The organism is Chungangia koreensis (assembly GCF_042651785.1).
Classification (GTDB): domain Bacteria; phylum Bacillota; class Bacilli; order Bacillales_A; family Planococcaceae; genus Chungangia; species Chungangia koreensis.
Genome location: NZ_JBHSEC010000020.1, coordinates 143534 through 156006 on the forward strand (window position 1 = coordinate 143534; position 12473 = coordinate 156006).

Sequence of the window (12473 nt, forward strand, 5' to 3'; positions counted from 1 at the left end):
ATCGTCAGCTTAAAATCCGAATAAGATGAAAAAAGTATGTTTACGTTGGGAGGAAGAATTATAAAGTTTACTCTGAATTCATATCTGCCATACTTGTATACATTATTAGCAATAACAGGAATTTTAGCAGCTACAGGATATAAAAATATAGCGAATACTATTATCAAGTACGTGCTAATACTCATGATCATCTTTATTGTAATTTCTTTAATTTTCTATTTAACTGGACATTTAAGGATTACTTTTGTACCAAAATTTAAATAAGGTTAAAACAGGCAATTCGAATGGTGTCATTCAAAGTGCCTGATTTTCTACTTAAAGTTAAGAAATCATTCTTTTACAAATTGATCGAGCAAAGTACGCACTTCGTCCGGTGTCGCTGTGTTCATTAATTGATTACGCAATTCACCCGCACCCCGGAAACCACTGACGTAAATTTTAAAGAATCGCTGGAGGGCTTTGAAGTTTCGTGGTTCAAATTCCTTCGCATAGTGCTCATAGAGATCGAGGTGCAGCCTTAACAGATTGAGCAATTCTTCACTGCTATGTTCTTTCTTCTCCATTTCAAAAGCAAACGGGTTTTTGAAAATGCCTCGACCGATCATTACTCCATCAACGCCGTATTGTTCCACAAGCTCCAAACCTTTTTGACGGTCAGGAATATCCCCGTTGATGGTCAATAGTGTGTCAGGAGCTACCTGATCACGTAGTTTCTTAATCTCCGGGATGAGATCCCAATGGGCATCCACTTTGCTCATTTCTTTTCGTGTACGCAAATGGATGGACAGATTCACGATGTCTTGTTCCAATATGTGCGTCAGCCATTCACGCCATTCTTCTATTTCCGTGTATCCGAGCCTTGTCTTGACACTTACCGGCAAACCTCCCGCTTTGGCTGCCTGAATCAGCTCTGCTGCAACTTCTGGCCGACGGATCAGGCCGCTTCCCTTTCCATTCTGCGCTACATTCGGTACCGGGCATCCCATATTAATATCGACACCGCTGAAACCTTCTTCCGCCATTCCGATACTCATTTGTCTGAAAAATTCGGGCTTGTCTCCCCAAATATGAGCGACAATCGGTTGCTCATCTTCTGTAAAAGCCAAACGACCCCGCACACTATTGTGTCCTTTTGGATGACAGTAACTTTCCGAGTTTGTGAACTCTGTGAAAAAAACATCAGGTTTAGCTGCAGCACTCACGACATGTCGAAAAACAACATCTGTCACATCTTCCATTGGTGCTAATATAAAAAACGGCCGTGGTAAATCACGCCAAAAATTTGTAGACATATTGATATTCAAATCCTTTCATAACAGGGGGCAATCGTGATAAACCCTGTTGAGAATTACAAAATAAAAAAGCAAAGAAATCTCTGCTTCATTTTCCCAATTACTAAGGTAACCATATTTTACCAGACATTTATGTTATCCGAAAAATGGACATATTACAGTAATGCTAAAAGAAAATTTTACTATAAATCAAATTAAATGACCATCAAATTCGATTGGAATTTGATGGTCAATTTTTAATTCGTCACTATATTTAATAGAACCTTTACTCATATCTCGACTTTGAAGCTCTTCGATGTATCCGTTTAAATGTTTCAGTCCACGAATCCTTGATTCTGATTATATTAGTGCTGTTTGTCGTAAGTCTAATCCCATATATTCGGTCTTTCTATTTCTGCCATTCTTAAATATTGTAAAAATTGGCCTGCATGTACTGAGTCGTGATAGGCAATCCGTAGCAGCATATCCCCTAAATAACGTTGATAGCCAACATCACTGCGATCAATGACCCTACTATCTAATTCTTCTACAGTAATGGATCGGACATATGCTAAAAAATCTTCAAAATAGGATTTTGATAACGCAATTTCTTCTTCTACAGAAGTGATTGGTATCCCGTCAAAAGGAGCATGTATTTCATTTAGAGATCCATTGTTTATTAGTAACATATGATAATGAAAACTTCCGCTCCATACATGACGAATCATTTCCCCAAAGGACATGGCCTCTTTATGCGGTCTCCAGTCAAGCCAATTATCAGGTAGGGATTGCCATAGCTTAATTGAGCGTCGCCGTGTTTCTTTTAAATTTAATATAATAAGTTCAACTGCATTCATATTGATGCCTCCTTTGTTCTGTACACAAGCTCATTGTATCGTTCAATTATTTAGGGTAACATCGAAATATGAATGTATATCCGAATATTTCATATATCGCAAAGTTAATAGCTGAACCTACAAGGGCAATTATCTTGGATTGTTTAATGAATGGCCAAGCGCTGCCTGCTGGTGAATTGGCATACATGGCGAAGGTATCCCATCCGACCATCAGTTCACATTTGTCTAAATTGGTTGAAGGCAATCTACTTTTAGTAGAGCAACATGGCAGACATCGCTATTTTCGTATTGCAAACAGTGAGGTAGCAGAAGTGATCGAGAAATTCGGAACCATTGCGCCGACTGTTGAAGTTCGCTCGTTAAGACAATCTCATCATCTCCAACAAGTTCGTCATGCGCGAACTTGTTATGATCATCTTGCCGGGAAACTTGGTGTAGAGGTAGCAGAAGGATTTATTAACAGAAACTATCTCTTTTTAAAAGATGGCGAATATGCAGTCACAGAAGAAGGGAAAATGTGGTTTTTAAAGTGGGGAATCAACATAGAGGAAGCAAATCCAAGGAGGATATTTGCAAAGCCCTGTCTTGACTGGAGTGAACGACGCTACCATATTGCTGGATGGTTAGGATCCGAAATCGCTAAATTGTTTTTTGAACAGAATTGGGTTTCCAAATCAGAGAAAAGCCGAGCTGTCCAACTCACAACAAAGGGTTTAAATGCAATACATGAACAATTAGGGATTAAACTGAAGAACCAGTCCATCAATTGACGGACTGGTTCTTACTGTCTATTTTAAATTTGATACTCTCCAGCCAGAGCCAACAACGAATTGCAGCTCACCATGTGTTTTTTCTTTCAATCCTGTATCCCCTAATGGAACAATCAGTTCGAATTCGCGTTTTAGTTCTGATCCTTTTATCGAATTAATCGATGCTTTATTGTAATTCAATAAACTGCCGCCGTCAGCATCAGGTTGCGCTAATTTCCCGTTAATTTCAACAATGCCAAGTTGTTTGATCAACTCATCGGTTTTAGCTGGTGTATAAACCGAGTTTAAGTATTCTTTCAGTTCCTGCATCGTATCAAGGGACTCTGCCATCCAGCGGTAGTAATTTCCATTGTAGTTGAAACTACCGGTTACCCGTTTGCCTTCTCCGCCACTTACAACTGACCAGTATACTTTAGAAGATGCTGTAAAAAGATCGATCGCCTGTTGGTTAGAGATTGCTTCTGCCACTCTCCAGCCTTGGCCCGCGATTAAATGCAATTCCTCTGTTACTTTCTCAGTTTTTCCTGTTCCACTAAGAGGTACTGTCAATTCAAAACTGCGGATAGTTGAAGATACCGATGATAGTGGTTTAATCACTGCTCTTCGATAATCCATGAGACTGCCGCCATCTGCATTCGGTTGTGCCAATTTGCCGTTAAGCGAAATGATTCGCAGTTTTTTAATAATGTCTTCTACTTTTGCCGGAGTATAATATTTCCCTAAATATCCTTTAAGTTTTTCCATCGTACTTAATGATTCGGCCATATATCGATACTCTGTCCCGTTATACATGAACGTAATGAGTGTACGATTATCATCTCCGCCACGAACTACGGTCCAATACGCATTTTTCGCGTCAGCGATTAAGGTTAATGCTTGTTGATCGGTAATTGAGACAGATTCATCTGCTGTAAGATGTGGCGTCGTACCAATAGCTGAAATTTTGAACTCCATAAAGCCTGTTTTCTTAACTACCACATACAGACGATTGCCTTTTTCGACTAACTTACCTTTGTAATTCTTTTCTAATTTCGCATCAAAAGTTAGCACAAACTCTGTAAGGCCGTTGACTCTTGCAATTTCCTTGAAATTGACATTTTCAAATGTGATAACGTTTTTGCCAAATTCCTTCAGATTGAAATTGCTCTCTGGCAGGAAGATCTCCTTTGCACCGTCCGGATTGACCAATACATATTTAAACATGATCGTAATTGGATTCATATTGACCGGAATCTCATATTGGTTTGTGAATTCATCGGCGTTCATCGCCCTATATACCATGACCGCAAATTGCACTCTCGTTACTTTCCCGTTTGGCTTGAATGTACCATCCGGATATCCCATGATGATTTTATGTTCTGCCAAAGCTGAAATTGCTCCATAAGCAGGCGATGTTTTTGATACGTCCTTGAACGTCACATTACCTGTACCTTTGATGTTAAACCCTTTTGAAATCGCCAATGCCACATCTGCACGCGTCATCGGTTTATTCGGATAAAACTTGTCGCCTTTTTCAAAAATGCCTGCTTTGACCGCAGCGGCAATTTCCTTATACGCGAAGTCTTTCTTCTTTACGTCTTTGAAAATCGGAGCTGGATCTTTTTCTGTTTTTAAATCGCGTGCTTTTACTAACATGACTGCTGCCTGAGCTTTAGTAATCCCCTTATTTGGTTTGAACGTTTTGTCATCGTAGCCATTGATGATTCTTTTATTGACCAAGTACTCGATTTCTTTCTTCGCCCAGTAATCATCTTTTAGGTCCTTGAACCCTTTCGGTGCTGCCCCTACCGCTGCCGGCATGAACAATCCCACTACTAAAAGGAATGACATGAGCATCGCAAATAACTTCTTCAACATATAACCCCCTATGTTTCGTTCTTACACATCGATTAGACTTCTACTCTTGCTTTTTGTTTCATGTTTTCTCTGTATCTTTTTTACTGTTTTTCGAAGTCTAAAATACACAGACTTTGCTACTGTATGCAGCACATCATAAAAAGATACCGAGGGATTTCGACTAAATTTTCTTTAATTTTTTACTATAATGATTATTCAAGATGTACAATATAGTAAGTTTACAGCTAAATTAAGTGAGGTACTTCTTAGGGATTCACCTATATCCCGCCCCTATTTCAGATGGGATATTCTATTGTTTGGGAGTGTAAACGAATGCATGAAATTCATGACTATATTTTTGAACATCAAAAAGAAATACTAAAAGACATTAAGTACATCGTCAAAGCCGACTCTCCTTCAAGAGAAAAAGAACTGATGGATAGTTGCGCACAAAGAATTCAGCAATTATTCATCCGTTACTTTGGCTATCCTGCTGAAGTTGTGAAGGAAACTCTTTATGGAAATCATTTGCGTTTTGAATATGGTGAAGGAGATCGTCAAATTCTTCTTCTCACTCACTTTGATACCGTCTGGGATGCAGGCGAACTGACTGTAAAAGAGGATGGGAACCGGATCTACGGACCAGGCATTTTGGATATGAAGAGCGGTCTTGTCCAGGCAATATGGGCAATCAAGTCGTTTCATGACTTGGGTATCAACCTCAACAAAAGAATCGTCATGCTCTGTACGAGTGATGAAGAAATCGGGAGCCCCTCGTCTAAAAAGCTAATCGAACAGGAAGCTTTAAATAGCGACGCAGCATTTGTAATGGAACCTCCAGTTACATCGAGTGGTGCTTTAAAGACCGGAAGGAAAGGGACTTCGAAGTATACAATTGAAGTGAACGGCAGGGCATCCCATGCCGGAAATCATCATAAAAAAGGGATCAGTGCGATTCGCGAAATAGCAAAACAAATCTTATATGTGGAATCCTTAACCGATTATGACAAGGGAACTACAGTGAACGTTGGAGCCATAAAAGGTGGAGGGAAACTCAATGTCGTTCCAGACAAAGCGACAATCGGAATTGATATAAGAGCGAAAACGGTCGAGGAACAAAAGAGGATTCATCAATTGATCATGGGGCTTAAACCTCAGACGGAAGGGATCGTCCTCAATGTCAAAGGGGGCATCAATCGCCCTCCTATGGAAAGAGGGAAAGCGACTTTTAAATTGTTTAAGCTTGCACAGGAAGCAGCAGCAGGTTTAGGCGTCCACTTAGTTGAGGCTGCGGTCGGAGGGGCAAGTGATGGAAATCTAACCGCTCATTTAGGTATCCCGACACTCGATGGATTAGGAGCTATGGGAAGTGGCATTCACGAACGGAGTGAACATATTGTTGTAGACGAGATTCCGAATCGAACCGCAATTTTAAGTATGCTTCTCCTGAAAACCTCATCTGTCCAGTAATTGCTGTAGAGAGTAATAGCTCAACATAATTGGCACTCCACTTCGATCACATAGGAGTGCTTCATCACTTATTAAAGCGACAAATTCCACATCTACCGCATGATATAATCGAATTGTTTTTAGAATGGCATAAGTCTTAACAGACTTACCACAGGGGGTCATTTGATGAAGATTGAGTATTTGTCAGAATTAAGGGTTTCAGATTTCATTGAATTCTGTAAGAGGCACAGGAACGAAGTCGATGAATCCTATCTTTACGAGGAGGACTTACAAAACTTCCAACCTGATCAGGATAATCCAACCTATATCGTCATCAATGACCAAGATGAGATCATTGCTGCAGTTTCTCTTGTTATGGATTCCTATTACAGAAGAGGTAAAAAGGCTCGCTTTCGAATTTTTAACTCTGTTGAGCCAAAGCTCGAGATTTACAAGCTGATGCTCCAAAGCATCAAGGAGCATGTATCAGAAATTAATAATGTCTTCCTTTTTATCAAAGAAGACCATTCAGTTGTTCGAGATTTATTTCACTCCATGCAGTTTGAAATTGAACGATATGCCTATTTCCTAACGAGAGAAGCATTGGATGTCGAACAACCGAAACTACCAAATGGCTACAACTTTAAAACTTTTGAAATCGGTCTGGATGAGGAAGACTATCTGTATGTGCGAAATGCCGGTTTTGCTACATTGAAGGGTTCTGAAACCCCGATGACTATTGAAGAGGTACAGAACATGCAGAAGAAAGAAGAGTATATAGAGGGTGGAGTCTTTCTTCTTTATCACAATGAAAAGCCGATTGGTGTCGTACGAGCTTCAGAAGATATTTACAATGAGGAATCGGTTCTCAATATTGGCCCTTTAGCTCTCATCCCGGACCATCAAGGAAAAGGATTAGGACGTCAGTTGCTGAGAAAAGCTTTAACTTTTGGACAGAGCATCGGACTTCCAAAGGCAGTGTTAAGTGCCAATGCGGATAATGAACGTGCCGTACAGCTTTACACGAAAGAAGGATTCATTAAGGAAGAAGCGTTGGTTTGCTATACCTATAAACTTTAATCTCTTTATAGAAAACAGGGTCAACCATAAACTTGGTTGACCCTGTTTTAGTTTGGAAGTAGTGTGATCACGCTTAGTTCATTAGTCCAAAATCTCGACCCAGTATGCGTCAGCTTGGCTGGGAGCAGATTGCATTACAATTCCACTAAAATAGATTTTCACCTTCTTGCCAACTTGAAGATCGCTGACTATAAAACCCGGAACATAATTAGGAATGGTATACACTGTTCCTGAAAGCTGGAATCCCTCTTCCAATTCCTCCTCTGATTTCCCTTTTATATCCTCTGATCGAGATGATCGATCATCAATTACCCAAATTTTAAATTCTCCGTCCGCTTCATAGTTTCCGATAATCGTTCCTGTCGTTTTATGTGATGATGACAAAAATAAAAAGAATCCCATTATGATGATTAGTAATAAAACTACGACACTCGATAGTAATTTTTTCATTGGCTATCCTCCCAACCATCTTTATGTATTCAAGTCATATTTATAGAACTTTTTATCTACCTGCAGTATTGGAAAGTTCTTAGGTAACTCTGTAGGCGGTATCGAAATAAATCCATTTTTCTCATAGAATCGATGAGCGGCTAAGAATTGAGGAGTTGTCCCAAGGTACACTGCATGGACATCACGTGTCTTTGCCCAGTTAAGTGCTGTTTCTAATAGTAGACTCGCTGTCTTATATATCGCTCCCCGATATTCCTTTCTCACAAACATTTTCCGTAAGGCTACATGATGATTTCCAATATCTAATAGGCTAATGGTGCCTACCACTTTTTCATCATAAATGGCAACCCAAAAGTTACCGTTCCCTGTTTGATAAAACTCTTCTATTTTAAACAAATCGGGTTGGTCTTCCTTAGAAATCGGGATATTGTATTCCTGTTGTTGGATTTGAAGAATTAATTCTACTACTTGTTCCTGATATTCACTTGAATATTCCTTTACATTCGGTCTATTGTTCATCATTTGCACCGCCAAATTCAGATTAATTCTTTTCATTGTACTACATAAAAAACTTCTCATTTTATCTTTGAATTTGAAAAGGGATTTTTCTGCAATGGTTGAATACAATTATAGTTTCTACAATTCATTGGGAATCTCATCAAAAAACCCCGGAAACATCATCCGGGGTAGATTGCGAAAACATGATCTCCATACTTTCGTTCGAATACCAGATTATTTTAGGGAATCGTTGATATATATGGATAATCGTTGATAAGTGGTCAAGAATCGTTGATATCCTATCAATAATCGTTGATATATGGTTAAGAATCGTTGATATCCTGTAAAGAATCGTTGATATACCGTTTTTGACGGTTCAAATTTCGTTCAAATAAAAAACCCCGGAAACATCATACGGGGTAGATTGCGAAAGCATGAACTCTATACTTTCGTTCGAATATCAGATTATTTTAGGGAATCGTTGAAATATGCTGATAATCGTTGATAACTGTTCCATAATCGTTGATATCCTATCATTAATCGTTGATATATGGTCAAGAATCGTTGAAATCCTGTAAAGAATCGTTGATATACCGTTTTTGACGGTTCAAATTTCGTTCAAATAAAAAACCCCGGAAAAATCCGGGGTCAACTACCATTATTTTTTCAAGTTGTAGAACGTATTACGTCCAAGGTATTGTGCTGTATCATACAATTGATCTTCGATACGAAGAAGTTGGTTGTATTTCGCAACACGGTCAGTACGGGAAGGTGCTCCTGTTTTGATTTGACCTGCGTTTGTGGCAACCGCGATGTCCGCGATTGTTGCATCTTCGGATTCACCGGAACGGTGGGAGATGACTGCAGTGTAACCAGCACGTTTCGCCATTTCGATGGCATCGAATGTTTCAGTCAATGTACCGATTTGGTTGACTTTGATCAGGATGGAGTTACCCACGCCTTCTTCAATACCGCGAGCCAATTTCTTCGTGTTTGTAACAAATAGATCGTCTCCAACCAATTGAACGCGTTTACCGATGCGCTCAGTCAATAGCTTATGGCCAGCCCAGTCGTTTTCGTCCAAACCATCTTCAATGGATACGATTGGGTACTTGTTGCAAAGCTCTTCGTACCAGTCGACCATTTCTTCAGATGTCTTCACGATTCCTTCACCAGCAAGATGGTATTTGCCATCTTCTTTGTTGAAGATTTCAGAAGATGCTACGTCCATCGCAAGTAGGACTTCTTCGCCTGGCTTATAGCCTGCTTTTTCAATCGCTTCAATAATGGTTGATAAAGCTTCCTCATTGGATGCAAGGTTCGGAGCGAATCCACCCTCATCACCAACTGCAGTGTTCAAGCCTTTTTCTTTCAATACTGCTTTTAAGCTATGGAAGATTTCTGCACCCATGCGCAGTCCATGACGGAAAGTTTCTGCACCTACAGGCATGACCATGAACTCTTGGATGTCCACGTTGTTGTCCGCGTGTGCTCCGCCGTTCAGGATGTTCATCATTGGTACTGGCAATTGCTTCGCATTTACGCCGCCAAGGTATTGATACAACGGCATATCAAGGTAATCAGCTGCTGCGTGAGCGACAGCGATCGATACGCCAAGGATTGCGTTTGCACCCAATTTGCCTTTGTTCTCTGTACCGTCTAACTCAATCATTGCACGGTCGATTGCCACTTGGTCAAGGACTGAATAGTTCTCTTCAAGTTCAGCCGCGATGACTTCATTGACGTTTTCTACCGCTTTCAAAACACCTTTTCCTAAGTAACGGCTCTTGTCACCATCACGAAGTTCTACCGCTTCGTATTCACCAGTAGATGCGCCGGACGGAACGATTGCACGGCCATACGCACCGCTTTCAGTGAACACTTCTACTTCAACAGTCGGATTTCCGCGGGAATCTAATACTTCACGTGCTTGGATATGTGTAATGATTGGCATAATGGTCTCTCTCCCTCAAACTAATATAATGGTTTTCCAGTCATTTCAACCGGTTGTTTCAAATTCAATAACTTCAGCATTGTTGGCGCTAAATCGGCCAATATGCCCCCGTCACGAAGCTCGATTCCTTCTTTCGTCACAATCACCGGAACCGGGTTTGTGGTATGTGCTGTCATCGGATCGCCGTTCATCGTCACTACCTCATCGGAGTTCCCATGGTCTGCTGTGATAATCGCTGTACCGCCATTCATGACGATGGCGTCTACCACTTTTCCGAGGCATTCATCCACCACTTCAATAGCCTTGACAGTAGGTTCTAACATTCCGCTATGCCCGACCATGTCTGGATTGGCAAAGTTCAGAATGACCCCATCAACTTTATCGTTCTTGATTTCATTCAACAAAGCTTCCGTCACTTCGTACGCACTCATTTCAGGCTTCAAGTCGTATGTAGCGACCTTCGGTGAATTGATGAGGATCCGGTCCTCTCCTGGGAATGGCTCCTCGCGTCTTCCGCTCATGAAGAATGTGACATGTGGATACTTTTCTGTTTCTGCAATCCTCAACTGTGTAAGCCCACTTGAAGAGATGACCTCGCCAAGAGTATTCTCCAAATTATCATTTGGATAGACCACTTGCGCCAAAACTTCATCACTATAATGTGTAAAGCTTACTAACTTCAGATTTTTCGGATGGTTGACACTCAATGGGAAACCGGAGAATATCGGATTCGTCAACGCCATTGAAAGCTGTATCGCCCGGTCTGGACGGAAATTAAAGAAGATAACTGCATCGTCTGATTTCAACTTTGCCACAGGTTCTCCTTCTTCTTCAATGACGAATGGTACAACGAATTCATCCAAGATATCTTTGTCATAAGACATTGAAACGCCCGCAGCCGCTGATTTAAACTGTTCGCCTTTTCCATCTACAATTGCATGGTAAGTCTGTTCCACCCGGTCCCAGCGACGGTCACGATCCATGGCATAATATCGGCCGCTCATCGTCGCGAATTTCCCTATACCGATTTCAGCCATTTGTTTTTCTGTTTCTTCGATGTAGCCGATTGCCGTGTCAGGCCCTACATCACGTCCATCAAGGAAACCATGGACATACACTTCTTTTACGCCATGTTCTTTGGCCAATTTCAGCAGCGCAAAGAGATGTTCGTAATGGCTATGCACGCCACCGTCTGAAAGAAGACCCATGAGATGTAGTGAAGACTTGTTTTCCTTCACTTGTCGGATCGCATTGAGCAGTACTTCATTGTCAAAGAAATCTCCATCACGGATCGACTTGTTAATGCGCGTTAAGCTTTGGTACACAATTCGGCCTGCACCGATGTTCATATGACCCACTTCGGAGTTCCCCATCTGTCCTTCTGGCAGGCCAACCGCTTCACCGCATGCCTCCAATGTGGAATGCGGATAAAATGACCAGTATCGATCAAAATTCGGTTTCTTCGCATGGGCGATTGCATTACCGAATGTTTCCTCACGAAGAGCGAAACCATCCAGGATAATAAGAGCGACAGGAGATTTAGGCATTGGCTCCCGCCTCCAATAGTTTGGCGAAGGAATCGGATTTTAGGCTTGCTCCTCCGACCAAGGCGCCATCGATATGCTCCATTGAAAGAAGCTCATCAATATTTTCCGGCTTCACACTGCCGCCGTATTGGATTCGAACCGCTTGGGCGGTTTCATCACTGTAGAGTTCGGCAACGGTTTTTCGGATAGCCCCGCACACTTCATTGGCATCCTCGGCAGTTGCAGTCTTTCCAGTACCGATTGCCCAGATCGGCTCATAAGCAATGACCGATTGTTTTACTTGGCTATCATTGAGGCCTTCAAGTGCTGCCTTCACTTGAGTCGATACTTTCTTTTCCGTGTTGCCCGCTTCGCGTTCTTCAAGAGTTTCGCCGACACAAATAATCGGAGTCAATTCGTATTTAAGTGCGGCTTTTGCTTTCTTATTGACCGCTTCATCTGTTTCGTTGAAATATTCCCTGCGCTCTGAATGCCCGATAATCACATATTGGACACTTAGGTCTTTTAATTGGACAGGACTTACTTCGCCTGTGAAAGCACCCTCATCCTCGTAATGCATGTTTTGCGCACCGACAGCTACTGGGTAGCCGTCCAACACTTGGACAAGCTGAGCTAAATATGGTGCTGGTGAACAAATGACAGCATCCATTTTTTCAGGATCCGGCGCAAGCCCTTTCACTTCTTCAGCAAACTGTGTCGCTTCTTCAAGCGTTTTATACATTTTCCAGTTGCCTGCAATAATTGGTTTTCTCATGCCGATT

The 12473-nt window shown here is 41.3% G+C and carries 11 protein-coding genes; 3 read left to right on the forward strand and 8 right to left on the reverse strand.

Annotated features, from left to right (window positions below; genetic code table 11):
- Positions 1-329: 329 nt before the first annotated feature.
- A complete protein-coding gene (locus tag ACFOZY_RS13670; RefSeq protein ID WP_378156448.1) occupies positions 330-1292 on the reverse strand; it encodes a tRNA dihydrouridine synthase in 963 nt (320 codons plus the stop codon).
- Positions 1293-1657: 365 nt separating this feature from the next.
- Positions 1658-2128, reverse strand: a complete 471-nt coding sequence (locus ACFOZY_RS13675; protein ID WP_378156450.1) for a DinB family protein — start codon at positions 2126-2128, stop codon at positions 1658-1660.
- Between the two features lie 68 nt (positions 2129-2196).
- Between ACFOZY_RS13675 and ACFOZY_RS13680 the strand changes: the two genes are divergently transcribed.
- Positions 2197-2898 carry an ArsR/SmtB family transcription factor gene (locus ACFOZY_RS13680; protein WP_378156452.1) on the forward strand — a complete coding sequence of 234 codons (702 nt, stop codon included), beginning with the start codon at positions 2197-2199 and terminating at the stop codon, positions 2896-2898.
- Between the two features lie 18 nt (positions 2899-2916).
- Here ACFOZY_RS13680 and ACFOZY_RS13685 read toward each other — a convergent pair whose 3' ends face one another.
- A complete protein-coding gene (locus ACFOZY_RS13685) occupies positions 2917-4755 on the reverse strand; it encodes a DL-endopeptidase inhibitor IseA family protein (RefSeq protein WP_378156454.1) in 1839 nt (612 codons plus the stop codon).
- Positions 4756-5067: 312 nt separating this feature from the next.
- Here ACFOZY_RS13685 and ACFOZY_RS13690 point away from each other — a divergent pair, with 312 nt between their 5' ends.
- Together ACFOZY_RS13690 and ACFOZY_RS13695 are read left to right on the forward strand one after the other, a co-directional pair.
- On the forward strand, positions 5068-6204 hold the full coding sequence (locus ACFOZY_RS13690) for a M20 family metallopeptidase (RefSeq protein ID WP_378156458.1): 1137 nt from the start codon (positions 5068-5070) through the stop codon (positions 6202-6204).
- A 165-nt stretch (positions 6205-6369) separates the two neighbouring features.
- Positions 6370-7263 carry a GNAT family N-acetyltransferase gene (locus tag ACFOZY_RS13695; RefSeq protein WP_378156460.1) on the forward strand — a complete coding sequence of 298 codons (894 nt, stop codon included), beginning with the start codon at positions 6370-6372 and terminating at the stop codon, positions 7261-7263.
- A gap of 81 nt (positions 7264-7344) precedes the next feature.
- On the opposite strand, the gene ACFOZY_RS13700 is transcribed toward ACFOZY_RS13695, so the two are convergent.
- From ACFOZY_RS13700 to tpiA, 5 genes are all read right to left on the reverse strand, one after another.
- Positions 7345-7713: a DUF3221 domain-containing protein gene (locus ACFOZY_RS13700; RefSeq protein ID WP_378156462.1), complete on the reverse strand. Its 369-nt coding sequence runs from the start codon at positions 7711-7713 to the stop codon at positions 7345-7347.
- Between the two features lie 21 nt (positions 7714-7734).
- Positions 7735-8268, reverse strand: coding sequence for a GNAT family N-acetyltransferase (locus ACFOZY_RS13705; RefSeq protein ID WP_378156464.1), 534 nt, complete (start codon positions 8266-8268; stop codon positions 7735-7737).
- Between the two features lie 601 nt (positions 8269-8869).
- Positions 8870-10165: a phosphopyruvate hydratase gene (gene eno / locus ACFOZY_RS13710; RefSeq protein ID WP_378156466.1), complete on the reverse strand. Its 1296-nt coding sequence runs from the start codon at positions 10163-10165 to the stop codon at positions 8870-8872.
- 20 nt (positions 10166-10185) lie between these two features.
- Entirely contained in the window at positions 10186-11712 is a 1527-nt protein-coding gene (gpmI, locus tag ACFOZY_RS13715) for a 2,3-bisphosphoglycerate-independent phosphoglycerate mutase (RefSeq protein WP_378156468.1), read from the reverse strand.
- Entirely contained in the window at positions 11705-12466 is a 762-nt protein-coding gene (gene tpiA / locus ACFOZY_RS13720) for a triose-phosphate isomerase (RefSeq protein WP_378156470.1), read from the reverse strand. Before tpiA ends, gpmI begins: the two co-directional genes overlap by 8 nt.
- Between the last annotated feature and the right edge of the window lie 7 nt (positions 12467-12473).